Source organism: Paraburkholderia sp. 32 (assembly GCF_050435345.1).
GTDB classification, from domain to species: domain Bacteria; phylum Pseudomonadota; class Gammaproteobacteria; order Burkholderiales; family Burkholderiaceae; genus Paraburkholderia; species Paraburkholderia tuberum.
This window is the reverse complement of record NZ_JBNDKD010000003.1, coordinates 1,565,854-1,590,954: the sequence shown is the minus strand read 5'-3', so window position 1 is coordinate 1,590,954 and position 25,101 is coordinate 1,565,854. Positions and strand designations below refer to the sequence as shown.

At 64.9% G+C, this 25,101-nt stretch carries 25 protein-coding genes; 16 read left to right on the top strand and 9 right to left on the bottom strand.

From position 1 onward, the window contains the following. Nucleotides 1-224: 224 nt before the first annotated feature. From OKW26_RS30045 to OKW26_RS30030, 4 genes are read left to right on the top strand one after another with little or no spacing between them, the layout of a single operon-like run. Nucleotides 225-1,175: a branched-chain amino acid ABC transporter permease gene (locus OKW26_RS30045; protein ID WP_184051600.1), complete on the top strand. Its 951-nt coding sequence runs from the start codon at nt 225-227 to the stop codon at nt 1,173-1,175. Between the two features lie 26 nt (nt 1,176-1,201). After that, nucleotides 1,202-2,371 carry an ABC transporter permease subunit gene (locus OKW26_RS30040; protein WP_184058163.1) on the top strand — a complete coding sequence of 390 codons (1,170 nt, stop codon included), beginning with the start codon at nt 1,202-1,204 and terminating at the stop codon, nt 2,369-2,371. A gap of 20 nt (nt 2,372-2,391) precedes the next feature. Beyond that, nucleotides 2,392-3,183, top strand: a complete 792-nt coding sequence (locus OKW26_RS30035) for an ABC transporter ATP-binding protein (protein WP_184023151.1) — start codon at nt 2,392-2,394, stop codon at nt 3,181-3,183. Between the two features lie 17 nt (nt 3,184-3,200). Continuing rightward, on the top strand, nt 3,201-3,905 hold the full coding sequence (locus OKW26_RS30030) for an ABC transporter ATP-binding protein (protein WP_409259243.1): 705 nt from the start codon (nt 3,201-3,203) through the stop codon (nt 3,903-3,905). A 119-nt stretch (nt 3,906-4,024) separates the two neighbouring features. Here the strand turns inward: OKW26_RS30030 and OKW26_RS30025 are convergent, their stop codons facing one another. The 4 genes from OKW26_RS30025 to OKW26_RS30010 form a co-directional block, all read right to left on the bottom strand. Next, nucleotides 4,025-4,318, bottom strand: a complete 294-nt coding sequence (locus tag OKW26_RS30025) for a GYD domain-containing protein (protein ID WP_018421572.1) — start codon at nt 4,316-4,318, stop codon at nt 4,025-4,027. Between the two features lie 263 nt (nt 4,319-4,581). Then, the gene (locus tag OKW26_RS30020) at nt 4,582-5,055 is read right to left on the bottom strand and encodes a GNAT family acetyltransferase (RefSeq protein ID WP_184072640.1); all 474 of its coding nucleotides are present in this window, start codon (nt 5,053-5,055) and stop codon (nt 4,582-4,584) included. A gap of 19 nt (nt 5,056-5,074) precedes the next feature. Then, nucleotides 5,075-6,259 (bottom strand): acetylornithine transaminase, encoded by a 1,185-nt coding sequence (locus OKW26_RS30015; protein ID WP_429356044.1) that lies wholly within the window; start codon nt 6,257-6,259, stop codon nt 5,075-5,077. A gap of 313 nt (nt 6,260-6,572) precedes the next feature. Then, entirely contained in the window at nt 6,573-7,604 is a 1,032-nt protein-coding gene (locus OKW26_RS30010) for a CDP-6-deoxy-delta-3,4-glucoseen reductase (protein ID WP_184072636.1), read from the bottom strand. Between the two features lie 94 nt (nt 7,605-7,698). Between OKW26_RS30010 and OKW26_RS30005 the strand changes: the two genes are divergently transcribed. Then, the gene (locus tag OKW26_RS30005; protein WP_429356043.1) at nt 7,699-8,730 is read left to right on the top strand and encodes an SDR family NAD(P)-dependent oxidoreductase; all 1,032 of its coding nucleotides are present in this window, start codon (nt 7,699-7,701) and stop codon (nt 8,728-8,730) included. A gap of 111 nt (nt 8,731-8,841) precedes the next feature. On the opposite strand, the gene OKW26_RS30000 is transcribed toward OKW26_RS30005, so the two are convergent. Both OKW26_RS30000 and OKW26_RS29995 read right to left on the bottom strand, forming a co-directional pair. Further along, entirely contained in the window at nt 8,842-9,030 is a 189-nt protein-coding gene (locus OKW26_RS30000; RefSeq protein WP_090801547.1) for a hypothetical protein, read from the bottom strand. A 167-nt stretch (nt 9,031-9,197) separates the two neighbouring features. Continuing rightward, nucleotides 9,198-9,908, bottom strand: a complete 711-nt coding sequence (locus tag OKW26_RS29995) for a pseudouridine synthase (protein WP_429356042.1) — start codon at nt 9,906-9,908, stop codon at nt 9,198-9,200. 94 nt (nt 9,909-10,002) lie between these two features. On the opposite strand from OKW26_RS29995, the gene OKW26_RS29990 reads away from it, so the two are divergent. The 9 genes from OKW26_RS29990 to OKW26_RS29950 all read left to right on the top strand — a co-directional run bounded on the left by OKW26_RS29990 (nt 10,003) and on the right by OKW26_RS29950 (nt 21,178). After that, nucleotides 10,003-11,271, top strand: a complete 1,269-nt coding sequence (locus tag OKW26_RS29990) for an MFS transporter (RefSeq protein ID WP_429356041.1) — start codon at nt 10,003-10,005, stop codon at nt 11,269-11,271. 216 nt (nt 11,272-11,487) lie between these two features. Beyond that, nucleotides 11,488-12,579, top strand: coding sequence for a MurR/RpiR family transcriptional regulator (locus tag OKW26_RS29985; protein ID WP_429356040.1), 1,092 nt, complete (start codon nt 11,488-11,490; stop codon nt 12,577-12,579). Next, nucleotides 12,576-13,565, top strand: coding sequence for an isoaspartyl peptidase/L-asparaginase family protein (locus OKW26_RS29980; protein WP_429356039.1), 990 nt, complete (start codon nt 12,576-12,578; stop codon nt 13,563-13,565). Before OKW26_RS29985 ends, OKW26_RS29980 begins: the two co-directional genes overlap by 4 nt. Before the next feature lie 70 nt (nt 13,566-13,635). Then, nucleotides 13,636-15,558 carry a dipeptide ABC transporter ATP-binding protein gene (locus OKW26_RS29975; protein ID WP_429356038.1) on the top strand — a complete coding sequence of 641 codons (1,923 nt, stop codon included), beginning with the start codon at nt 13,636-13,638 and terminating at the stop codon, nt 15,556-15,558. 153 nt (nt 15,559-15,711) lie between these two features. Then, entirely contained in the window at nt 15,712-17,274 is a 1,563-nt protein-coding gene (gene gsiB / locus OKW26_RS29970) for a glutathione ABC transporter substrate-binding protein GsiB (RefSeq protein ID WP_090801538.1), read from the top strand. A gap of 128 nt (nt 17,275-17,402) precedes the next feature. Next, nucleotides 17,403-18,323, top strand: coding sequence for a glutathione ABC transporter permease GsiC (gene gsiC, locus OKW26_RS29965; protein ID WP_090801536.1), 921 nt, complete (start codon nt 17,403-17,405; stop codon nt 18,321-18,323). 7 nt (nt 18,324-18,330) lie between these two features. Further along, nucleotides 18,331-19,236, top strand: a complete 906-nt coding sequence (gene gsiD, locus OKW26_RS29960) for a glutathione ABC transporter permease GsiD (protein WP_429356037.1) — start codon at nt 18,331-18,333, stop codon at nt 19,234-19,236. Beyond that, nucleotides 19,233-20,348, top strand: a complete 1,116-nt coding sequence (locus tag OKW26_RS29955; RefSeq protein WP_429356036.1) for a P1 family peptidase — start codon at nt 19,233-19,235, stop codon at nt 20,346-20,348. The genes gsiD and OKW26_RS29955 overlap by 4 nt, the downstream gene beginning before the upstream one ends. Then, complete coding sequence (locus OKW26_RS29950; protein ID WP_429356035.1) at nt 20,345-21,178, top strand: M55 family metallopeptidase; 834 nt, start codon at nt 20,345-20,347, stop codon at nt 21,176-21,178. Before OKW26_RS29955 ends, OKW26_RS29950 begins: the two co-directional genes overlap by 4 nt. A gap of 24 nt (nt 21,179-21,202) precedes the next feature. Here the strand turns inward: OKW26_RS29950 and OKW26_RS29945 are convergent, their stop codons facing one another. After that, complete coding sequence (locus OKW26_RS29945; protein WP_429356034.1) at nt 21,203-22,099, bottom strand: alpha/beta fold hydrolase; 897 nt, start codon at nt 22,097-22,099, stop codon at nt 21,203-21,205. 179 nt (nt 22,100-22,278) lie between these two features. Between OKW26_RS29945 and OKW26_RS29940 the strand changes: the two genes are divergently transcribed. Together OKW26_RS29940 and OKW26_RS29935 are read left to right on the top strand one after the other, a co-directional pair. Continuing rightward, nucleotides 22,279-22,476, top strand: a complete 198-nt coding sequence (locus OKW26_RS29940) for a hypothetical protein (protein ID WP_429356033.1) — start codon at nt 22,279-22,281, stop codon at nt 22,474-22,476. Nucleotides 22,477-22,772: 296 nt separating this feature from the next. Further along, nucleotides 22,773-24,035, top strand: a complete 1,263-nt coding sequence (locus OKW26_RS29935; RefSeq protein WP_429356032.1) for a glycosyltransferase family 87 protein — start codon at nt 22,773-22,775, stop codon at nt 24,033-24,035. Between the two features lie 338 nt (nt 24,036-24,373). On the opposite strand, the gene OKW26_RS29930 is transcribed toward OKW26_RS29935, so the two are convergent. Both OKW26_RS29930 and OKW26_RS29925 read right to left on the bottom strand, forming a co-directional pair. Next, nucleotides 24,374-24,724: a VOC family protein gene (locus OKW26_RS29930; protein WP_429356031.1), complete on the bottom strand. Its 351-nt coding sequence runs from the start codon at nt 24,722-24,724 to the stop codon at nt 24,374-24,376. 128 nt (nt 24,725-24,852) lie between these two features. After that, nucleotides 24,853-25,095 (bottom strand): GNAT family N-acetyltransferase, encoded by a 243-nt coding sequence (locus OKW26_RS29925; RefSeq protein ID WP_429356030.1) that lies wholly within the window; start codon nt 25,093-25,095, stop codon nt 24,853-24,855. Nucleotides 25,096-25,101: the final 6 nt, after the last annotated feature.

Genomic DNA, 25,101 nt, shown 5'->3' with positions numbered 1-25,101 from the left:
GGGAAGTTCGGCCTGACGGCACCGACACCATCCAACGGTGCCGTTTTTGCATCCGCCCAAGGTGAGCTCGCGACCGCATCACGGTCGTCAGGGCCAGCCGGCAGCGGATAACCCTTACCGGTCTTTTACATCAGTACCCGCAGTGCCGTTGAGATTCGTAGCGCATCACCGCCCACCGGCAGATGAAAAACGCGAATCCAGTCGCACGGGCTAAGGAGCATTAAATGGATATCTTCATCCAGCAGATCATCAATGGACTGGTACTTGGCAGTGTCTACGCCATCATCGCACTGGGCTATACGATGGTTTACGGCATTCTGGGCATCATCAACTTCGCCCACGGCGACGTGTTGATGGTGGGCGCGATGGTTGCGCTCTCCGCCATAGGTGTGCTGCAGAACCACTTCCCGGGCCTCGGCAATGTGCTGACGCTCGTGATCGCGTTGATCATCGCGGCGGCGGTCTGCGCGGTGGTCGGCTACACGATCGAGCGGGTCGCCTACCGGCCGTTGCGGCGTGCGCCGCGTCTCGCGCCGCTGATCACCGCGATCGGTGTATCGATTCTGCTGCAGACGCTCGCGATGATGATCTGGTCGCGCAATCCGCTGCCGTTCCCGCAGTTGTTGCCCACCGACCCGCTCAACGTGATCAAGGCCACCGACACGACGCCCGGCGCCGTGATCTCGATGACTGAAATCGTGATCATCGTGGCGGCGTTCCTCGTGATGGGCGGCCTCCTGCTGCTCGTGCACAAGACCAGGCTCGGCCGTGCGATGCGCGCGATCGCCGAGAACCCGAACGTCGCGAGTCTGATGGGTGTGAACCCGAACTTCGTGATTTCGGCGACCTTCATGATCGGCTCGGCGCTGGCTGCGCTCGCCGGCGTGATGATCGCGTCCGAATACGGCAACGCGCACTTCTACATGGGCTTCATCCCTGGCCTGAAGGCCTTTACCGCGGCGGTGCTCGGCGGTATCGGCAATCTCGGCGGCGCGATGGTCGGCGGCGTGCTCCTCGGCCTGATCGAACAGTTGGGTGCCGGCTATATCGGCGACCTCACGGGCGGCGTGTTCGGCAGTAACTACCAGGACGTGTTCGCGTTCATCGTGCTGATCGTCGTGCTGGTGTTCCGTCCGTCGGGTCTGCTCGGCGAACGTGTCGCGGATCGCGCCTGATCCCGGGCCACAAGGAGTCAACAATCATGACCTCAATTCAACCGATCGAGCCGTCCACGACGCTCATCCCCGAAAAGAACCGCACGAAGACGCTGACTATCGGTATTCTCACGGCGATCTTCGTGATCGCCGCGCCGATGGTCATCGGTGCCGCGGGCGGCAACTACTGGGTCCGCGTGCTCGACTTCGCGATGCTGTACGTGATGCTCGCGCTGGGCCTGAACGTGGTGGTCGGCTTTGCCGGCCTGCTGGACCTGGGCTACATCGCGTTCTACGCGATCGGCGCCTACACGGCCGCGCTGCTGAGCTCACCGCACCTCGCGACGCAATTCGAGTGGATCGCGCATCTCGCGCCGAACGGCATCCATGTGCCGATCTGGATCATCGCGCCGATCGCGATGGCGCTCGCCGCGATGTTCGGGATTCTGCTCGGTGCGCCGACACTGCGTCTGCGTGGCGACTACCTCGCGATCGTGACCCTCGGCTTCGGGGAAATCGTGCGGATCTTCATGAACAACCTCGACCGTCCGGTGAACATCACCAACGGCCCGAAGGGGATCACCGGGATCGATCCGGTGTCCGTCGGCGGCTTCAGCCTCGCGCAGACACACTCGCTGTTCGGCATGCAGTTTCCGTCGGTGTACCTGTACTACTACCTGTTCGTGCTGTGCGCGCTGTTCGTGATCTGGACCTGTACACGTCTGCAGCATTCGCGGATCGGCCGCGCGTGGGCTGCGATCCGCGAAGACGAAATCGCCGCCAAGGCGATGGGCATCAATACCCGTAACGTGAAGCTGCTTGCGTTCGCGATGGGCGCGTCGTTCGGCGGCCTGTCGGGCGCGATGTTCGCCTCGTTCCAGGGTTTCGTGTCGCCGGAATCGTTCACGTTCTGGGAATCGGTCGTGGTGCTCGCCTGCGTGGTGCTCGGCGGCATGGGCCACATTCCGGGCGTGATCCTCGGCGCGGTGCTGCTCGCGGTGTTCCCCGAGTTCCTGCGCTCGACGATGGGTCCGCTGCAGAACATGATCTTCGGCCATGAAATCGTCGATACCGAAGTGATCCGTCAGTTGCTGTACGGCCTCGCGATGGTCGTGATCATGCTGTACCGCTCGGAAGGCCTGTGGCCCGCGCCGAAGCACGAAGACAGGATTGCGAAGCTGGCGAAGCGTGGCGGCAAGAAGCCGGTGCGCGCATAAGGTCCGGTGGAGAAAAAGACATGAGCGATAACGTAAGCAACAACGCGACGACCCGGCTGTCGGTGAAGGGCGTCAACAAGCGCTTCGGCGGCCTTCAGGCGCTTTCCGAGGTCGGCCTGCAGATCCGCGCGGGCGAGATCTACGGCCTGATCGGCCCGAACGGCGCCGGCAAGACCACCTTCTTCAATGTGATCACGGGTCTGTACACGCCGGATTCAGGCGAGTTCAAGCTCGACGGCGAGAGCTACACGCCGACCGCGGTCTATCAGGTCGCGAAGGCGGGCATTGCGCGCACGTTCCAGAACATCCGTCTGTTCGGCGGCATGACCGCGCTCGAAAACGTGATGGTCGGCCGTCATGTGCGCACGAAGCACGGTCTGCTCGGCGCGGTGTTCCAGACGCCGGCCGAACGCCAGGAAGAGCGCGAGATCAAGGAGCGCGCGCTCGAACTGCTCGACTACGTCGGCATTACGCAGTACGCGGACTATACGTCGCGCAACCTGTCGTATGGCCACCAGCGGCGGCTCGAAATCGCGCGTGCGCTGGCGACCGATCCGAAGCTGCTCGCGCTCGACGAACCGGCGGCCGGCATGAACGCCACCGAGAAGGTCGAGCTGACCAGGCTGCTCGACAAGATCCGTGCGGACGGCAAGACGATTCTGCTGATCGAACACGACGTGAAGCTCGTGATGGGTCTGTGCAATCAGATGACGGTGCTCGACTACGGCAAGGTGATTGCGCAAGGTCTGCCGCAGGACGTGCAGAAGGATGCGAAGGTGATCGAAGCTTATCTGGGTGCGGGGGTCCACTGATGTCCACGACGCAAGCAATGTTGAAAATCAAGGGCCTGCAGGTCAACTACGGTGGCATCCAGGCGGTCAAGGGTGTCGACCTCGAGGTCGGGCAGGGCGAACTCGTCACGCTGATCGGCGCGAACGGCGCGGGCAAAACCACGACGATGAAGGCGATCACCGGCCTGAAGGCGTATGCGGCCGGCGACATCGAGTACATGGGTCAGTCGATCAAGGGCCTGCCCGCGCATGAGCTTCTGAAGCGCGGTCTCGCGATGGTGCCGGAAGGGCGCGGCATTTTCGCGCGCATGTCGATCGTCGAGAACATGCAGATGGGTGCGTATCTGCGCAACGATACCGACGCCATCAAGTCGGACGTCGAGCGCATGTTCGGCTTCTTTCCGCGTCTGAAGGAGCGTGCATCGCAATACGCGGGCACGCTGTCGGGCGGCGAGCAGCAGATGCTCGCGATGGCACGCGCGATCATCTCGCGGCCCAAACTGCTGCTGCTCGACGAACCGTCGATGGGTCTGTCGCCGATCATGGTCGAGAAGATCTTCGAAGTGGTGCGCCTGATTTCCTCTGAAGGCATGACCGTGCTGCTCGTCGAGCAGAACGCGCGGCTCGCGCTGCAGGCGGCGAATCGCGGCTACGTGATGGACTCCGGTTTGATCACGATGTCGGGCGACGCGAAGCAGATGCTCGACGATCCGAAGGTTCGGGCCGCCTATCTGGGTGAATGAGTGGGTGAATGAGTGGGTGAATAGTTGGACGTATGCCCTTTGCGCATACGTCCGGCTTGCAACGCGCCCCGCGATGCAATGTCGCGGGGCGCGTTTTATTTTTCTGGTTGGGACGTGAATTAAGGGAGTCGCCCGATAACCGAACTGATTTCGTCTTTTGTGAACGCACGCAGCGTTTGCGAGCGGACATTGCCGGCCGAGCCGAGTGCGAAGCCGAAGGCGAGGAAGCTCTGCTCGTCTGCCGCTTCGACGACCGAGACAACGTCGTATGCCCCTAACGTCCAGTAGATCTGCTTCATCTCGCAGCCAAAAGATTTCGCCATTTCCGCCGCCTGCCCGGCTCGCTCTGCACTGTTCTTGATCGTGCGGATACCCTGATCCGTAAATTGCAGGAGCACCACATAAGTCGCCATGAAGATTCCCCTTAGGATTCCAACGCGTTGGGACTCAGACGCATGAGCCGCCCCCGGGGGGGAAGGGTCGCGATTCGCCGCAAACCTGTCTTTCCAGCGCCGGCGTCGTCTCGTGCGTAAACGATTCTAGGCAATCCAACTGCTCGCCATCTGCTATTTGTCCGAATCCGCCGATACGTGCGCTGCTTGCGGGAGAACCATTGAAAAAGTCGCATGCGTTAAGCAACGCATGCGGCTTTCTTTAATCAGGCGTACGACGCGAATCAACTGGCCGGGGCCGCGTCGGCGTATTGGCCGAGCCGCTTGCCGAGGCTGATCACCGCATCGGTGCGATACCCGAGCGCATCGTAGAACGCCCGTATCTCAGCCGTTGCCGACGACAGTATCTGCAGGTTCAGCTTCGGACAACCAAGCTTCGTCAACTCGCTCTCGACGTGCGCGACGAGCCGCGTGCCGATGCCATGACGTCGCAGCGATGCGTCGACCGCGAGCGAATACAACCAGCCGCGGTGTCCATCATAGCCGCCCATTACGGTGCCGACGATGCGTCCATCGAGCACCGCGACGAAGAACAGCTCCGGTTGCGTCGCGAGCTTGTTGGCGATCGACTGACGCGGGTTGCGCTGCGGTCGCGTCACGTCGCGATACTCGGGAAACACGTCCTGCCATAGCGCAATCACGGCTTCGGTATCGGTCGCGTCGAAGCGGCGGATCGACAGCGTCGTGTTCGTCGTCATCGGTGCGCTCCGTGGTTGATTACAGCGAGTCGAGAACCGAGCGCAGCATCGCCAGCATCTGGTCGATTTCTCCGGTCGTCACGTTAAGCGCCGGCATGAAGCGCAGCAGGTTCGGACGCGCGGCGTTCAGCAGCACGCCGTCGGGTTGCATGTCGCGCGCCTTCTCGACAATCTGGTTGCCGATGTCCTTGCCGAGCAGCAGCGCGCGCAGCAGACCCTCGCCGCGCTCGCCCTTGAAGCCGCGCTCCTCGGACAGCTCGAGCAGCTTCGTGCGCAGATATTCGCCGCGCGAGCGCACGCCTTCGAGGAAGCCCGGCGCCGTCAGCTGCGAGATCACCGAGTAGCCGACCGCGGTCATCAGCGGATTGCCGTTGTAGGTGCCGCCCTGATCGCCCGCTTCAAACACGGCGATTTCCGCCTTCGACAGCAGCGCCGCGAGCGGCACGCCGCCGCCGATGCCTTTGCCGAGCGTCATGACGTCCGGCTCGATGCCAGACAGCTGATACGCGAACAGCGTGCCGGCGCGACCACAGCCGCTTTGCACTTCGTCGACGATCAGCAAGATGTTGTGTTTTTTCGTCAGCTCGCGCAGTTGCTGCATGAACTCGCGGGTTGCGGGGATCACGCCGCCTTCGCCCTGGATCGGCTCGAGCATCACCGCGACGGTCTTCGCGTTGATCAGCTTTTCCACCGACGCGATGTCGTTCAGGTCCGCCTTCGGGAAGCCCGGCACCTGCGGCGCGTAGATCGTGTCCCAGCCCGGCTTGCCGCTGGCCGACATCGTCGCGAGCGTGCGGCCGTGGAAGCTGTGGTCGAACGTGATGATCTCGAACGCGCCGTCCTTGAACTTTCTGCCCCACTTGCGCGCGAGCTTGATCGCGCCTTCGTTCGCCTCGGCGCCGCTGTTCGCGAAGAACACCTTGTCGAAGCAGCTGTGCTGCGTGAGCAGGTCCGCTAGCTTCGCCATCGGCTCGTTGTAGAACGCGGGCGACGGGTTGATCAGCAGCTTGGCCTGCTGGTTCAGCGCTTCGATCATGCCGTCGTTGCAGTGGCCGAGACAATTGACCGCCCAGCCCTGAATGAAATCCAGGTAGCGCTTGCCATTGTTGTCGTAAATCCACGAGCCTTTGCCGTGCGTGAAAACGATTTCAGGCCGGTTCGTGATGTACATCAGCGAATCGATTGGATACTCATTGAAATTCATGACGGCAGGCTCCAGGCAAAAGGGTAAGAGCAGGGTGAAGAAACGGTGACGGTTTGGCCAATAAAAACGGCGGCCGGAAAAACAGAAAAGCCACGGCATGCCGTGGCTTTCATGATTCGAACAGCTTGCGCCCAGGTTTTGTGTGGCGCGAGTCCGTGACGAAGCCAGCGGCGTCCCTAAGGGAGCGGCGAGCGGCGACGTCGGAATTCGGACTGGATGCGGTTCATGCGCGAAAGAATACGATAAGAAAAGCGCTGGTGTAAACCATGAATTTGCACTGGCGCTGCATCGGGGGGAATTTGCCGCCGTGCAATCAGACCGCGTTCGCGAGATCGGCCGCGCTGGTGAACGAGTCCGCGTAGAACTCGTCTTCCGGCAGCTGGTGATGCTGCGTGAAGTCGCGCAGCGCCGATTCGACCATCACCGGCGCGCCGCATGCATACACCTGGTAGGCCGACAGATCGGGCAGATCCTCGATCACCGCCCGATGCACGAAGCCCGTGCGGCCCGTCCATGCGTCGCCCGCATCGGGCTCGGAGAGCACCGGCACGAACTTGAAGTTCGGAATCTCGCGCGCCCATTGCTCGGCGAGTTCGAGCAGATACAGGTCTTTCTTGCGGCGCGCGCCCCAGTAGAGCGTCATGGGGCGCGTCATGCTCTTGAACACCGCATGCTCGACGATCGCCTTCAGCGGCGCGAAACCGGTGCCCGACGCGAGCAGCACGATCGGCTTGTCCGAGTCTTCGCGCAGGAAGAACGTGCCGAGCGGCGCTTCGAAGCGCAGGATGTCGCGCTCCTTCATCGTGTTGAACACATGGTCGGTGAACGCGCCGCCGGGCATGTGGCGGATGTGCAGTTCGACCGGGCCTTCGACGTGCGGCGCGCTCGCCATCGAATAGCTGCGGCGCTTGCCGTCCTTCAGGGTGAATTCGAGGTACTGGCCGGCCAGATATTGCAGACGTTCGTTGGCGGGCAGTTGCAGCTTCACGACGATCACGTCGTCGGCCTTGCGCTCGATCGCGTTCACGCGGCACGGCAGCTTCTTGACCTGCACATCGCCGACGCCGGCCACTTCGCGGATGTCGACTTCGAGATCGGAGCACGCGGTCGCGCAGCACAGGAGCGCCATGCCGCGCGTCTTTTCGTCGTTCGACAGCGCCGACGACGAGTGCGCGCGCTGTTCGACCTCGCCGCTCACGACCGTGCCTTTGCACGAACCGCACGCGCCGTTCTTGCAGCCGTACGGCAGGCCGATGCCTTGACGCAGCGCTGCGGAGAGCACCGGTTCGTCCTGTTCTACCTGAAACTGCCGGCCGGTTTGCCGGAGCGTGACGTTAAATGCCATAAAGTGTTCGGAATCGAAAATTCGGAATCGTAATGGGACCCGCCGGATCAACCGCGCGGTACCTGTTGCGTGTGACCGCTACAATGCGCCCACCATGAAAGCGACACGAAACTTCCGCCGGCCGCGCGTGCTGATCGTAGGATGCGGCGACGTCGGCATGCGCTGCGTGTCCCTGTTGCGGCCGCGCGCGCGTATCTTCGCGTTGACGAGCCATGCCGCGCGCTGCGATGAGTTGCGCGCCGCGGGCGTGATGCCGCTCGTCGGCGATCTCGACGCGCGCGACAGCCTCAAACGGCTCGCGCGCCTCGCGCCGACGGTGCTGCATCTCGCGCCACCGCAGAAGTCCGGCGACGACGATCGACGCACTCGCGCGCTGCTTGCGACGTTAGGTGCCGGGGGCCGCATGAACGCTTGCGCGGCGAGGTCGTCCGTCGCGCCGATCGCGCGGTTGCGCCGGGCGCGCGCTTCAGGTCTGGACGCTGAAACACCCGATATTGTACCCGACGGGGTGCGCCGGACCGGCGCTTCGCGCGCACCGGTGCGCATCGTTTACGCGAGCACGACGGGCGTCTACGGCGATTGCGGCGGCGCGTGGATCGACGAAACGCGCGCGCCGCGGCCCGCGAATGCGCGCGCCAAACGTCGCGTGTCGGCCGAGCGGCAGTTGCGGCGCGCGACGGCGCGCGGCAGCGTCGCCACGAGCATCGCGCGGATCCCGGGCATCTATGCGCGCAACCGTCTGCCGCTCGCGCGGCTCGAAAGAGGCACGCCGGCGCTCGTCGATGCCGACGACGTCTACACGAATCACATCCACGCCGACGACCTCGCCGCGATCCTCGTGCGTCTCGCCACGCATGGCCGGCCCGCGCGCGCACTGCACGCGTCCGACGATTCGTCGCTGAAAATGGGGGAGTATTTCGACGCGGTCGCCGATGCGTTCGGGCTCGCGCGCCCGCCGCGCATCACGAGAGAGCAGGCGGAGCAGCAGATCGATCCGCTGCTGCTGTCGTTCATGCGCGAGTCGCGCCGGCTCGTGAACCGGCGTCTGAAGGAGGAATTGCGGGTACGTCTGCGCTATCCGAGCGTCGAGGATTTTTTGCGCGAGGCGAACGGGAAACGCGGCTAGGCCGGCAGCAGAAACAAAATATCGCCTCGCGAGGGGGAGTTGCCCCGCAAAGCGTATCCGCCGCACCGCATCAATGCGCCGCGCAACACGAGCTGCGCGGTCCAACCGGCATCAGGTCAGCGCAGGCAGCACTTCCAGCAACAGGAAGCACAGCATGCCGCCGATCAATGCGCCGATCAGATTCGGATGGTACTTGTGCCGCAGCCGCATGATGACCAGCAATCCGCCGACCAGCAGCAGCGCAAGGCAGATAAACGAGATCATCGCGTGCGAAAACGCCATCGTGCCGTCGATTTGCATGGCGCCCCTCCTTGAAACCTTTGTAGTCGTTTGTTTAGACGAGTATAGGGCGACATGTAAGCAACGGCATGCTGCAACGCAACGGCCCATGTTCGGTGCACCGCAATGCGCGCGGGCTTTCCCCGGCGCATCAAGGGCTTAGGCGGGCCCTCATTGCGGCTAGTCGTTTACCCGGCCCGCAGCGCGGCAAGACCCGCTGCGTCGAGCCATTGCCATGCGCCGGGCGCGAGCGCCGCGGGAAGCGCGAGCCCACCGATCCGTTCGCGATGCAGCGCCTCGCAGCGGTTGCCCGAGGCCGCGATCATCCGCTTGACCTGGTGGTATTTGCCTTCGAGCACGGTGAGCGCGAGCGTGTGAGTGTCGCGCGCCTGGGCGTCGAGCGCGGCGCTCGGTTTCGTTTCGCCGTGCAGCAGCACACCGTCGCGCAGCGCGGCGAGCTGCGCGTCGTCGAGCGGATGGCGCGTGGTCGCGACGTAGAGCTTCGGCACCTTGCGTTTCGGCGACGTGAACTGATGCACGAACCTGCCGTCGTCGGAGAGCAGCAGGAGGCCCGTGGTGTCCTGATCGAGACGGCCGACACACTGCACGCCGCGCTCGGCGAACTGCGGCGGCAGCAGGCTGAACACGCTCAGATGATGCTGCGGATCGCGCGAGCATTCGTAGCCGATGGGCTTGTTCAGCAGCAGATACGCGTGCTCGCGATACGGCCATTCGACGCCGTCGACGCTAAAACGCAACGCGCCGCCATCAACAGCGAAATCGGCGTCGGCATCGGTGCAAATCGCACCGTCGACGCTGACGCGGCCGTCGCCGATCAGCGCGCGACATTGGCGGCGCGAACCGAAACCTTGAGTGAAGAGGATGCTTTCGAGATTCATGGCGAGCGAAGAATAACACCGCAAGAAGCGGAGCGCCCCGCAGGCCCTGAGCGCCGACGATGAATGCCTCACGTCAAACCTCGGGAGTGCATCGATGTCCGCCACGTCTTCCCCTTCGTCGTCTTCGCCGTCCAATGCGCAACGTCTGCCCCGCGCATTCCAGCGCCTCGCCTGGTCGAACCTGTGCGCGCAATCGGCGGAGCAGATCAGCCTCGCCGCCGCACCGCTCGTCGCGGTGTTCGCGCTCGGCGCCGACGCGCGCGATACCGGTCTGCTGCAAACCGCGCAGACGCTGCCGTTCCTGTTGCTGTCGATGCCGCTCGGCGTCTGGGCCGACCGCCGCTCGCGCCGCGTGCTGATGACGCTCGCCGAGAGCGTGCGGGTCTGCGCGATGCTGTGCGTGCTGCTGCTGGTGCTCACGCATGCGCTGAACCTGCCGCTGCTCGCCGCGCTCGGCTTCGTCGCCGCGACGGGTACGGTCGCCTACAACGTTGCGGCGCCGTCGCTGGTGCCGTCGATCGTGCCGCGCGACGCCTATGCGAGCGCGAACGGCCGGCTCGAACTCGCGCGCAGCGTCGCGTATTCGGCGGGGCCGGCGCTGGGCGGCGTGCTGGTCGGCTGGATCGGCGCGGGCTGGGCGTATGGCGGCGCGGCGATGTTGTCGGCGTTCGCGGTCGCGTTGCTGGCGGGATTGCGCGAGCCGCCGCGCGCGGCCGCGCCGCGGCGGCACTTCATGCTGGAGCTGCGCGACGGCACGCGCTTCGTGCTGCGCGATCCGTTGCTGCTGCCGATGCTGCTGACCGCCGTGTTCTTCAATCTCGGCTTCTTCATCCTGCAGGCGGTCTATGTGCCTTACGCGGTGCATCGGCTGGGGCTCAATGCCTCGGCGGTCGGCGTGACGCTCGGCGCGTACGGGGTCGGCATGGTCTGCGGCGCGCTCGCCGCGCCCGCGGTCGCGCGGCGTCTCGCATTCGGCCGTCTGCTGATCGTCGGACCGTCGTGCGGCCTGCTCGCGTCGCTCGTGATGGTGGCGACGCTGATCGTCCCATCGTTCTGGCTCGCGCTCGCGAGCTTCTTCCTGCTCGGCGCGGGACCAATCCTGTGGGTCGTCGGCTCGACCACGCTGCGTCAGGCGATCACGCCCGAACGGATGATCGGCCGCGTGTCCGCGCTGATCAGCACCGCCACCTACGGCGCGCGGCCGGTGGGCGCGCTGCTTGGCGCCGCGCTCAGCGCGCGCTGGAGCATCGACGTCTGTCTGGTCGCGGCGTCGCTCGCGTTCGTCGTGCAGGCGCTGATCATCGTGATGTCGCCGGCGGCGCGGCTGCTGGGCATTCCCGAACAGAGCGCGGCGGCGTGCTGAGCGGCGGAGCGCGGCACGCGGTGAAGCCACCCGTCGCCCCGATGAAAATGGATTTTCATCGGGGTGCGGCATGGCGTGGATGCTGAACTCCATTGTCTGAAGACCTTCGGTCGGTGAAAACCCTCGAAATAATGAAAATGAATTTTTTTCTGCGCGTGTTTCATGTAAATATAATTTCATCCAGTTCACATAGAACAACCGCGCCTGTCCGTTCGCATGATCCATCACCCGTCCGCTGTGTCGAACCCCGCCGAGCAGGCCATTGCCGCGCGCATCACCGCCGCGATGCCGACGCTCACGCCGATCCACCAGCGCATGGGCGAGTACGTGCTGGCCCATCTGTTCCGCGCGGCGACGATGCGTATCGACGAGCTCGCGAGCGTGGTCGGCGCGTCGGTCGCGAGCGCGAATCGCTTTGCGCGCGCGCTCGGCTTCGACGGTTATCCGCAGTTTCGCGAGGCGCTCGTGCGTGGCTTCGAGGCGACGCTCGCGCCGGTCGAGCGGCTGCGCAGCGCGCAGGAAACGCTCGCGGCCGGTGACGATCTGATCGACGCGTCGCTCGAGCAGGCCGCCAACAATCTGCACGCAACGCGTACGTCGATCGATCGCGCGACCGCCGACGCCGCCGTCGACGCGATCATCGCCGCGCGTCGCGTATTCGTGATCGGCTTCGGCGCCAGCGCGTTTCTCGCGAGCCTGATGGAGCACGGACTGCTGCCGTATCACGACAACGTGCATTCGCTGGCGCTGAGCGGCGGGCCGTCGCATGCGGCGCGGCACCTCGTGGGTTCGGGCCCGGGCGATCTCGTGATCGGCATCGCGTTTCCGCGCTATGTCGAGGACACGATCGAGCTCGCGCGCCGCGCCTCCGAACGCGGCGCGCGCGTGCTCGCGCTCACCGACGGTCCGCGCTCGCCGCTCGTGCGGTTCGCGGACCTGGCGCTGTATGTCCGCACCGACCGGCGTCTCGCGTCGAATGCCGATTCGGCCGTGCTCGCGGTCATCGAGGCGTTGTGCGACGCGGTCGCGTATCGCGCGCAACGCTCGGTCAAGGCGGCCGCCGAGGTCAGCGAGTTCGTGCTGCCGTGGCTGTTCGATCCGCAGTCGGGCGCGGCCGGCGCCGCGCAGGAGCCGGCGCGCGCCTTGAGCAAAGCCGCGCGCGCGAAGGCTGCAAGGCTAAAACACAGCGACGGCGCGAAGGCCGACAGCACCCAAGCCAGAAGCACGAAAGCCAGGGATGCCGAAGCAAAAGCCATCACAGCACCCCGCACTCCCCGAACCACCCGCACTTCACGATCCAGACGATGAACTCCAACGCAGTCATTGCCATTCACGGCGGCGCCGGGACGATCCTGCGCACGTCGATGTCGGCCAGCGCCGAAACCGGATATCACGCGGCGCTCAACGCGGTGCTGAGCGCTGGCCAGCGCGTGCTCGCCGACGGTGGCAGCGCGCTCGACGCGGTCAGCGAAGCGGTGCGGCTGCTCGAAGACTGCGCGCTCTTCAATGCGGGCCACGGCGCGGTCTACACGGCGGCCGGCACGCACGAGCTCGACGCCGCGATCATGAACGGCCGCACGCTCGACGCGGGCGCGATCTGTTGCGTGACGCGCGTGCGCAATCCGATTCTCGCCGCGCGCCGCGTGCTCGAGCGCAGCGACCACGTGCTATTCACCGGTGAAGGCGCGGAAGCGTTCGCGGCCGCGCAGGGGCTCGAGTTCGTCGACAACAGCTACTTCGATACCGACGCGCGCTATCGCCAATGGCAACTGGCCCGTGAGCAGCAGCGTCCGATGCTCGATCACGACGCCGCGACGCTCGCGTCCACGGCTTCGAGCAGCGACGACCCGACGCCGCACGAGCCGATCGATCCGAATCGCAAGTTCGGCACCGTCGGCGCAGTCGCGCTCGACCGCCACGGGCATCTCGCCGCGGCGACCTCGACGGGCGGCGTGACCAACAAGCAGGTGGGCCGCGTCGGCGATACGCCGCTGATCGGCGCGGGCTGCTACGCGGACGACGCGACCTGCGCGGTATCGACCACCGGCTCCGGCGAAATGTTCATGCGCATGGTCGCCGCCTACGACGTCGCCGCGCAGATGGCCTATCGCCAGGTCTCGCTCGAAGAAGCCGCGCACGACGTCGTGATGAACCGCTTGCCGAAGATCGACGGACGCGGCGGCCTCGTCGCCGTCGACGCGCGGGGCAACGTCACGCTGCCGTTCAATACCGAGGGTATGTACCGCGGTTTCGCGCGGCTCGGCGAAGCGCCGGTGACGGCGATCTATCGCTAGCCGCTGGCGCGTGTCGCCACCTGCCTGAGACCCCGTTAGCCGCGTTCGAATTCAAAGCAAAGGAACCACCGTGCCGACTTCCTCGCACACCGCCAGCCCGCTTATCGAAACCCTGCCGCCGCAGCGCGTGCTCGCGGTCGACGATCTGACGGTCGCGTTCCGCCGCGGCGATTCGACCTTCAACGCGGTGCGCAATCTGTCGTTCACGGTCGAGCGCGGCGAGACGCTTGCGATCGTCGGCGAATCGGGCTCGGGCAAGTCGGTCACGTCGCTGGCGCTGATGCGGCTGATCGAGCATGGCGGCGGCCGTCTTGCCGGCGGCAGCATCGCCTTCCGGCGGCGCGACGGCAGCGTGCTCGATCTCGCGAAGGCGTCGTCCGGCACGATGCGCACGGTGCGCGGCGCCGACATCGCGATGATCTTCCAGGAGCCGATGACCTCGCTCAATCCTGTCTTCACGGTCGGCGATCAGATCAGCGAGGCGATCGCGCTGCACCAGGGCAAGAGCCGCGAGGCCGCGCGCGCCGAAACCTTGCGTCTGCTCGAGATCGTGCGGATTCCCGAGGCAAGGCGCGTCGCGGCGCGTTACCCGCATCAGCTGTCGGGCGGCATGCGCCAGCGCGTGATGATCGCGATGGCGTTGTCGTGCAAGCCTGCGCTGCTGATCGCCGATGAACCGACCACCGCGCTCGACGTCACGATCCAGGCGCAGATCCTGCAACTGATTCGCGGCTTGCAGGACGAGATGAACATGGGCGTGATCTTCATCACGCACGACATGGGCGTGGTCGCCGAAGTGGCCGACCGCGTGCTCGTCATGTATCGCGGCGAGAAGGTCGAGGAGGGCGCGTCGAACGCGCTGTTCGCCGCGCCGTCGCATCCGTACACGAAGGCGCTGCTCGCGGCGGTGCCGCGGCTCGGCTCGATGCACGGCACCGATCAGCCCGCGCGCTTTCCGATCCTGAGCGTCGAGCAGGCCGGCGCGAACGGCGCCGATGCCGCGGTGCAGCCGGCGGCGGCTGTCGCCGAAGAAGCGCAGCCGCTGGTGCGCGACGACACGCCGCCGATCCTGCGCGTGCGCGATCTGGTCACGCGCTTTCCGGTCCGTAGCGGCCTGTTCGGCCGTATGACGGGCCGTGTGCATGCGGTCGAAAAAGTCAGCTTCGATCTGCGGCCCGGCGAAACGCTCGCGCTGGTCGGCGAGTCGGGCTGCGGCAAGTCGACCACGGGCCGCTCGCTGCTGAGGCTCGTCGAAAGTCAGAGTGGCTCGATCGAATTCGCTGGCAAGGAAATCAGCTCGCTGACCGGGCCCGCGTTGCAGGCGCTGCGCCGCGATATCCAGTTTATTTTCCAGGACCCGTTCGCGTCGTTGAATCCGCGCTTGACCGTCGGCTTCTCGATCATGGAGCCGCTGCTCGTGCATGGCGTCGCGCAGGGTGGACAAGCGCAGGCGCGCGTCGCATGGCTGCTCGAGAAAGTCGGTTTGCCGGCCGAGGCCGCGCGCCGCTATCCGCATGAGTTTTCGGGCGGGCAGCGTCAGCGTATCGCGATTGCTCGCGCGCTCGCGCTGAATCCGAAGGTCGTGATCGCCGACGAATCGGTGTCCGCGCTCGACGTCTCCGTGCAGGCGCAGATCGTCAATCTGATGCTCGACCTGCAGCGCGAGCTCGGCGTCGCGTATCTGTTCATTTCGCACGACATGGCGGTGGTCGAGCGGGTCAGCCATCGCGTCGCGGTGATGTATCTCGGCCAGATCGTCGAGATCGGTCCGCGTCGCGCGGTGTTCGAGGCGCCGCAGCATCCGTACACGAAGAAGCTGATGAGCGCGGTGCCGGTCGCCGATCCCGGGCGCCGTCACGCGCAACGCATGCTCGCCGCCGACGATATTCCGAGCCCGATCCGCGCGCTGCACGACGAGCCGGTCGTTGCGCCGCTCGTCGCGGTGGGTCCGGATCATTTCGTCGCGCAGCATCGCGTCGGCGGCGCTTATTGAGCGAAGCGCCGCATCGCATTGAAGCGGAAGACCTGAAGCGCGAGACCCGAAGCATCGGCAATCGAAGCAACAGCAAGAGAAACATCAGCAATTGAAGCCACGCCAACCATAACGGCCCTGTCACATCCTTAACTCGCAGCCTGGAGCAATCTCATGAACCTGCTGTTCCCGTCCTCTCCGTTTCGTTTGCGCGCGCTCGTCAGCGGCGGCGCGGTGGTGTTCGCGACGCTCGCGGGCAATCTGGCGCACGCCGAAACGACGGCCGTGATGGCCGTCGCGTCGACCTTCACGTCGCTCGATCCGTACGACGCGAACGACACGCTGTCGCAGGCGGTCGCGAAATCGTTCTATCAGGGGCTGTTCGGCTTCGACAAGGACATGAAGCTCGTCAACGTGCTCGCCGACAGCTATGAGGCGAGCCCCGACGCGCGCGTCTATACGATCAAGCTGCGCCATGGCGTGAAGTTCCAGGACGGCACCGACTTCAATGCGGCCGCCGTGAAGGCGAACTTCGACCGCGTGACCGATCCGGCCAACAAGCTGAAGCGCTACAACATGTTCAGCCGCATCGAGAAAACGGAAGTGGTCGATCCGTACACGGTGCGCGTCACGCTGAAAACGCCGTTCTCGGCGTTCATCAACGTGCTCGCGCATCCGTCTGCGGTGATGATCTCGCCGGACGCGCTGAAGAAGTACGGCAAGGACATCGCGTTTCATCCGGTTGGCACAGGCCCGTTCGAACTCGTGAAGTGGGACCCGGCCGGCGACCTGACCGTGAAGAAGTTCGCCGGCTACTGGAAGAAGGGTTATCCGAAGATCGATGCGATCGACTGGAAGCCGGTCGTCGACAACAACACGCGTGCCGCGCTGATCCGCACCGGCGAAGCGGACTTCGCGTTCCAGGTGCCGTTCGAGCAGGCCGCGCAACTGCAGTCGAGCCCGAAGGTCGATCTGATCGCGGCGCCGTCGATCATCGAGCGCTACATCAGCATGAACATGAACCAGAAGCCGTTCGACAACCCGAAGGTGCGTGAGGCGCTGAATTACGCGGTCAACAAGGAAGCGCTGACGAAGGTCGCGTTCGCCGGGTACGCGACGCCGGCCGACGGCGTCGTGCCGCAGGGCGTCGACTATGCGGTCAAGCTCGGACCCTGGCCGTACGATCCCGCGAAGGCGCGCGAACTGCTGAAGGAAGCGGGCTATCCGAACGGCTTCGAAACGACGCTGTGGTCCGCGTATAACTACTCGACCGCGCAGAAGGTGATCCAGTTCGTGCAGCAGCAGCTCGCGCAGGTCGGCATCAAGGCCAGCGTCGAGGCGCTCGAAGCGGGTCAGCGCGTCGCCAAGGTCGAAAGCGCGCAGGATCCGGCGACCGCGCCGGTGCGGATGTACTACGCGGGCTGGTCGTCGTCGACCGGCGAGGCGGACTGGGCGATCAGCCCGCTGCTCGCGGGCTACTCGATTCCGCCGAAGATGGTCAACACGTCGTACTACAAGAACGACGCGGTCGACAACGATCTGAAGCAGGCGCTCGAAACCACCGACCGCACGCAGAAGGCCGCGCTCTACACCGACGCGCAGAAGCGCATCTGGGCCGACGCGCCGTGGATCTTCCTCGTCAAGGAGAAGGTCGTGTATGCGCGCAGCAAGCGTCTGTCGGGCGCTTACGTCGCGCCGGACGGCTCGTTCAACTTCGACGAGATCGCGATCAAGTGATGAGCTGACGAGGCGGCATGCGTCAGGCGGCGGTTCACCCAGCCCGCCGCCGCGCCGCCGCCGCACACGGGTCCTCGTTGCCCGCCTGATTTGCCGCTCAATTGCCGCTCATTTGCCGGACTGGTTTCATGCTGAACTTCCTCGTCAAACGTCTGCTAGGCCTGCTGCCGACGCTCTTCATCGTCGCCGTGCTGGTGTTCCTGTTCGTGCATCTGCTGCCGGGCGATCCGGCGCGGCTCGCCGCCGGTCCTGAAGCGGACGAGGCGACCGTGGCGCTCGTGCGCTCCGACCTCGGGCTCGACAAGCCGCTGCCGCAGCAGTTCGTCCGTTTCTTCTGGCGGATGGCGCATGGCGACTTCGGCGTTTCGACGCGCAGCAAGCGGCCGGTGAGCCAGGAGATCGCGGAACGCTTCTTCCCGACGTTGTGGCTGACGATCGCGAGCATGGTGTGGGCGGTCGTGATCGGCATGGCGATCGGCATCGCCTCGGCGGTGTGGCGCAACCGCTGGCCGGACCGCCTGGGCATGACGCTCGCGGTGTCGGGCATTTCGTTTCCGGCGTTCGCGCTCGGCATGCTGCTGATGCAGATTTTCTCGGTGCAACTCGGCTGGCTGCCGATCGTCGGCGACGGTTCGTGGCGCAGCTACGTGCTGCCGTCGCTGACGCTCGGCGCGGCGGTCGCGGCCGTGATGGCGCGCTTCACGCGGGCCTCGTTCGTCGAGGTGCTGCACGAGGACTTCGTGCGCACCGCGCGTGCGAAGGGCGTGCCCGAGCGGCTCGTGATCATCAAGCACTGCCTGCGCAACGCGCTGATTCCCGTCGTCACGATGATGGGGTTGCAGTTCGGCTTTCTGCTCGGCGGCTCGATCGTCGTCGAAGTGGTGTTCAACTGGCCGGGCCTCGGCCGATTGCTCGTCGATGCGGTGTCGATGCGCGACTATCCGATCATTCAGGCCGAGGTGCTGTTGTTCTCGCTCGAATTCATCATCATCAACCTGATCGTCGACGTGCTGTACGCGGTGATCAACCCGACCATCCGTTTCAAGTGAGGCCCGCATGAGCACCACCGCCACCGGGCCGAATGCGGCCACTCCCACTGCCTCCGAACGCGCGATCCGCACACCGTGGAGCGAGTTCTGGCGCAAGTTCCGCAAGCAGCATGTCGCGCTGGCCGCCGGCGTGTTCGTGCTGCTCCTGATCGTGGTCGCGATCATCGCGCCGCATATCGTGCCGTACGACCCCGAGAATTTCTTCGACTACGACGCGCTGAACGCGGGGCCGTCGGCCGCGCACTGGTTCGGCGTCGATTCGCTGGGCCGCGATATCTTCAGCCGCATCCTCGTCGGCTCGCGCATTTCGCTCGAGGCAGGCTTTCTGTCCGTGGCGATCGGCGCGGTGATCGGCACGTTCTTCGGTCTGCTTGCCGGTTACTACGAGGGCTGGTGGGATCGCATCACAATGCGCGTGGCCGACGTGCTGTTCGCGTTCCCCGGCATTCTGCTCGCGATCGGCGTGGTCGCGATTCTCGGCAACGGAATGATCAACGTGATCTGCGCCGTGGCGATCTTCAGCATTCCGGCGTTCGCGCGGCTCGTGCGCGGCAATACGCTGATGCTCAAGCAGCTCACCTATGTCGAGGCGGCACGCAGCATCGGGGCGTCGGACTGGACGATCATCGCGCGGCACATTCTGCCGGGCACGATTTCATCGGTCGTCGTGTATCTGACGATGCGCATCGGCACGTCGATCATCACGGCGGCGAGCCTGTCGTTTCTCGGCTTGGGCGCGCAGCCGCCGACGCCCGAGTGGGGCGCGATGCTCAACGAAGCTCGCGCCGACATGGTGACCGCGCCGCATATCGCGCTGTTTCCGAGCCTCGCTATCTTCCTGACCGTGCTCGCGTTCAATCTGCTCGGCGACGGTCTGCGCGATGCGCTCGATCCGAAGCTGGATCGGCCATGAGCATGAGCAACCATCATTCGGCTGAGCGCGCGCCGCATCTCGGCACGTTGCCGGCCGGAGCGCTCGGCACGATCGCCGACGTGGACGGCGTCAGCGTCGGTCATTGCACGCTTGCCGAAGGCGCGCTGCAAACCGGCGTGACCGTGATCCGGCCGCATCGCGGCGATCCGTTCGTCGACAAGGTGCCGGCCGCCGCGTCGGTGATCAACGGCTTCGGCAAGAGCGTCGGGCTCGTGCAGCTCGACGAACTCGGCACGCTGGAGACGCCGATCGCGCTGACCAACACCTTCGGCGTCGGTACGGTCGCGCAGGCGCAGATCCGCGCGGCGATTCGCGCGAATCCGCGCATCGGCCGCGAATGGTCGACGCTCAATCCGCTCGTGTTCGAATGCAACGACGGCTACCTGAACGACATTCAGGCGCTTGCCGTGACCGAACAGCATTTCAACGAAGCATTCGACGCGGCAAGCGCCGATGTCGCGAGCGGTGCGCTCGGCGCGGGGCGCGGCATGTCGTGTTTCGATCTGAAGGGCGGCATCGGCACTGCGTCGCGCGTGTCCAGTGCGGCGGGCCGCGACTACACCGTTGGCGCGCTCGTGCTTGCCAACTTCGGCCGTCTGCCGATGCTGACGATCGACGGCACGCCGCTCGGCCGCATTCTGGCCGAACGCGCGGCCGTCGCTGAGGCGGCGAATGCTGCCAGTGCCGCTGCTAATGCGACCCCCGAGCAACCCGAGCAAGGCTCGATCATCATGATCGTCGCGACCGATGCGCCGCTCGACGCGCGCCAGCTGAAACGCCTGTCGTTGCGCGCGGCGGCCGGTCTCGCGCGCACCGGCTCGGTGTACGGCCACGGCAGCGGCGATATCGCGCTGGCGTTTTCGACCGCGTACACGGTGCCGCACGGCGCGGACTTCGTCGCGCTGCCGCCGCTGGTCGCGGATCACTGTATGGACCCGCTGTTTCGCGCCTGCGCCGACAGCGTCGAGCAGGCGATCGTCGATGCATTGTGGAGCGCCGAGTCGGTCACCGGTCGCGACGGCCATCGGCGGCTGTCGCTGCGCGACAGCGTGCCGGACCTTGCCCACTTGCTGAGGAATTCCGCGCGATGAAAGTCCTGATCTCCACCGACATCGAAGGCATCGCCGGCGTGTTCCATGCCGAGCAGACCCGAGCGGGCAACGGCGAATACGAAGCCGCGCGACGCTGGATGACGCTCGAAGCCAACGCGGCCGTCGAAGGCGCGTTCGCGGGCGGCGCGACCGACGTGTGGGTCAATGATTCGCACGGCGGCTTTCGCAACCTGCTGCCCGATCTGCTCGATCCGCGCGCCCAGCTCGTGCTCGGCAAGCCGCGCACGCTCGGCATGATGGCCGGGCTCGAATACGGTGCGGCGCTGGTCTTCATGCTCGGCTATCACGCGAAAGCGCAAACGCGCGGCATCCTAGCGCACACGATCAACAGCTTCGCGTTCGCGCGCGTGGCGTTCAACGGCGTGGAGCTGGGCGAAGCGGGGCTGTACGGTGCGCTCGCCGAAGAATATGGCGCGCGTGTGGTGCTTTTATCGGGTGACGACGTGTTCGCCGAGGAAACCGCGCCGCGTTTTCCCGGCGCGCGTTTCGTCGTCACGAAGACCGCAACCGGGCAAGCAAGCGGCGTCACGCAGTCGCCTGCGAGCGTGCGCGAGGCGCTGCGGGCCGCCGCGCGCGACGTGGTCCGTCAGCATGTCGAAGCGGGCCGCGCGCCTGCCGCGACGCGCGCGGAGCCGCGAACGATCGACTGCGAACTGCGCGTGCAAACGAGCGGGCTCGCCGATCTGTTCTGCCAATGGCCGACGCTTACGCGCGTCGATGGCGTGACGTTGCGCTTCAGTGCGGCGTCGGCCGAGCATGCGGTGCGGATGCTGAACTGTCTGTCGGCGATGTCGTTCATGCTGCGCTGAGCCGCGCGGCGTCGAGCCGCCGGCTTACTGCTGCTGCCGGCTCAACTCGCGCGCCGCGTGATCGATCGCCTCCGCCACCGCCCCGGCGTGCGACACCGGCGCGAGATGGCTCGACGCGACCGGCACCACCTTCGCGCCGATGCGCGCGGCGATCATTCTCTGCAGATCGGGCGACACCGCGTGGTCTTTCGTCGTCAGCACGTACCACGACGGTTTGTCCTTCCAGCCGACCTGATCGACCGGTTCGTCGAATGCGCTCGCGGCGATCGGCACCTGCGCGGCGGCGAGCACGCGTGCGACGGTCTCGGGCACGTCGGCGGCGAGATCGGCGTGATAGCGCGCGCGGTCGATCCACAAAAACCCGTTCGCGTCCTTGCTGATGCTCTGGCCGGCCGGCATCGGCCCGCCGGCCTTCATCACGTCCATCGCCGATTCGTGCAGTTGCGGCGCAAGCGCGGCGACATACACGAGCCCGGCGACGTTCGGCGCATTCGCGGCGACCTCGGTGATCACGACGCCGCCCCAGGAGTGCCCGACCAGCAGCACCGGACCGTTCTCGCGATCGAGCACGCGGCGGGTCGCGGCGACGTCGTCGGCGAGCGAGGTCAGCGGGTTCTGCACCGAGCTCACGTGATAACCCTTTTGCTGCAGCTTCGCGACCACGCCGTTCCAGCTCGATCCGTCGACGAACGCGCCATGCACGAGCACGATGTTGCGCACCGGGCCGCCGAGCGCGGCGGCAGGCGGCTTGCTGGCAGTAGCGGGGGCAGGCGCTGGCGCAGGCTGGCCGCTTGCCTGCGACGCGGCGGCGTCATCGGCCGTTTGCTGGGCGGCGGGCACCGTCTGCGCGAGCGCGGACGTACTGACGCCCGCGAAACAGAGGCACAACACGGCGGCGCAAAGCAGACGTTTGGGCAACATAGTGATGCTCCGCGGCGTGAAAAGTGGACTTCGGCAACATACCCGGGCGCGATCCCCGTGACAATCACAATCCGCGCGCTTGAGTGCGGCGCAGAACGAAGCGGGCGGCTCCGAATGTCAGAGGAATATCGGTCGGGTAAAGTTAGCGGTTTTGCCAGACCGGACCGTACGGTCCAGCCGTGCAATCTGCCACAGCGCTGCCTTCGACAGCGTTCTGCGCCCAGCGGCGACATGCGGCGAACACAGGGGCGCTGACGCCGGGCTGGTCGGTCTCGGTGTGGCTGGTGCCGGCATGGCTCGTACTGATGTGGGGCGGCTACATGATCAAGCGACGCCGCGAGGTTGCGCGCGCTGGCATGGGGGCCGCGAGCCGATAAGCGCCGATCGGCGCGACGCGTGGTGTTCCGCGGCGAACACGGCGATTCGCCGCCGACGAACGATCTTCGCGCGGCGAAGTTCCCGACATAGGTCGGTCTCGTGTGGGCGAGCGCACAGATCGATTTTTGCGAATCGGTAATCTCTGTCCGGTCGTCCGGCACGAAGCCGGGATGGCTGGCCATGCCGGCCATCCCCGGACCGTACCGGCGACATGGTCTGCTGGTACGCCCCCGCTAGCGCGGGTCTCAAGGGCGCAGCAACTCCCACGTTGATTGACGTACCGCGGAGAGACACCATGTTCAACGCAGGCGCCGTACGGACCAGGTCGAACTTCGGCGCGGGTGCCGCGCTCCTTTTGCTGATTGCGGTAGCCTGCCTCGCGCTGCGTATCCTGCACGTCGTCGCCAAGTTTCGTGGCAACGTCCCTGACGCCTTCGGCGATTTCAATTTCTACCTGTACGCCTTCAACGTCGTGCTGCATGACCCGGCGCGCCTGTACGATCACGACGCACTCATCGCGTTTTTGCAGGGCATCGGCGCGCGCTCGACGGGCGACGACATCTTCTACGCCTACCCGCCGCAGTTCGCGCTGGTGTTTGCGCCGCTCGCGCTGCTGACGCCGCTCGCCGCGAAAATCGTCTGGGTGAGTGCGTCGATCGTGTTGTTCTCGGTGGCTTTGTATCTCGTCGTCACGATGGCGTACCGCGGCACGGAGCGCAGCGTGAATCTGCTGCTGGTGGCGGTCGCGCTGCTGAGCTTTCCGCTCGTCGAAGATACCTACGACGGCCAATCGAACGAACTGCTGTTCTTCCTGTTGATTGCGACTTTCGCGCTGATCGAGCGTGGCAAAGGTTATGCCGCTGGACTCTTTCTTGGCTTTGCGATCGCGATCAAGCTCACGCCCCTGGCCGTCGCCGGCCTGCTGTTGCTGCGTCGCGAATGGCGGACGTTCGTGATGGCGAGCGTCGTTGCGATTGCGTTGACGTTGATCACCGGAGCGCGCCTCGGCTTCGACGTTTTGTGGCACTACTTCGTGTCGGACATGCCGCGCCTGAACGGCATGGCACTGGGGATGAGCGGTGGCGGCGCGCCGATGAACAACGCCGTGAGGGGCGCGCTGCAGACGCTATCGGCGACGGTCGGCATGCCGGTGTCCGGTGCGTTGCTGTCGATTGCTTCGCATGCGGTGGTGCTGGCTGCTTGCCTGCTGTCCGCGTATCTGGTGTTTCGCCGCCATCGGGACAGCCGCATCGACTACGCGCTCGCTTCGATGACGATGCTCGTGGCTTATCCGATCCTCGAGCCGATCCACATGGTGCTCGCGCTGATCCCGTTGCTGATTTTGCTGGGGACCGCCTTCGAAGCGCGCGGCGGGCAGCTGTCGGCGCTCGGTCCGAGACTGGAGATGCTGCTGGCCGCGGTCGTCGTGGTCTTGCTGTTCTTTGCGGCGCGATTCGTGTCCTACACGGTCGCGGCGCTGATCATTTACGGCCTCTGTGTCGCAAGGTACTTTCCACCGTCGGTGAGGCGGCGAGGGCGTGCTTACCAGCCTGGATGAATGATCCCGGTGTGGCTAAAGGGTTTTTGATGGGAGATGCGACTGGCGATGTCTTCCGGACGATTGGGAATCGGGAAGATTGTTTGATGGCAGGGCCGGAATGAAAAACCCCCTGCTATCGCTTTGCTTGAGCGGGTTTGAGGAATTTTGCCGGTACGGATACCACCAAAAATACCACCGGGCGTGCGTATTTGCCAGAATGAGCGAGCGAAAGCTTATCGGTGAACCGGGCATATTACAGTCGGCCGAGTTCGACCCACAACAGCCCGTTGACGCTCTTAGGAACGGACACTCGCGACGGGCAACGCGGGCCTAGATTTTCGGGGTAGAACAACCGATTAGTCGTGACATGCGCAAAGTTCGAACTCATGGCCATCAGGGCTAACCAACACAATGCTCTTCATGGCTTCATTGTTTAGCCCGTCGAGAGCGACTGTTGCCCCAAAAGCCTTGGCGCGATCCAGAAATATATGCAAGGCGGATACGTCAAATTCGAACACAGGAACGCATCCGCTCCCGACGAACTCATCGCCAAAATCATTTAGCAGCAACCCGAAGCGGACTTCACCGAGCGAGAATTCGGTCCACTTATCCGACCTGCGGTTCGGCGCGCTTTCCAACAGGTTTTCCCAGAAAGCAGAACTGCGTTCCATGTCCGACACTTTCAAATAGGTGGTTCTAATCCGCATTGAATGCTCCAAGAACGTTTTCGGAAAGACGAAACAGATAATAGAGGTTTCAAAAGTTTCACGTGAACAATTAATTTTCCACGATCTATGCACGAATATAGACTGATCGTTCGTGGCCGAGCATCGCCTCATGCGACTGGCATATCCCCAGCAATAGGCAGTTGCTTTCCCATCTCGAACGCACGAAGCTCGTAGCCAAGTTCCTGATACAAATCGACCGCCTGTTCATTAAACGCCCAAACGGTCAGCCTCATGTCGTTGGCACCGTTTTTTCGTGCCCACTCTTCAGCAAGTTTCATCAGCGTGCTCCCGACGCCGCGTCCCCGCAGTCGTTCCAAAACAGCGACTGAGCCAATGCGGCCAACGGTCAACGGTGA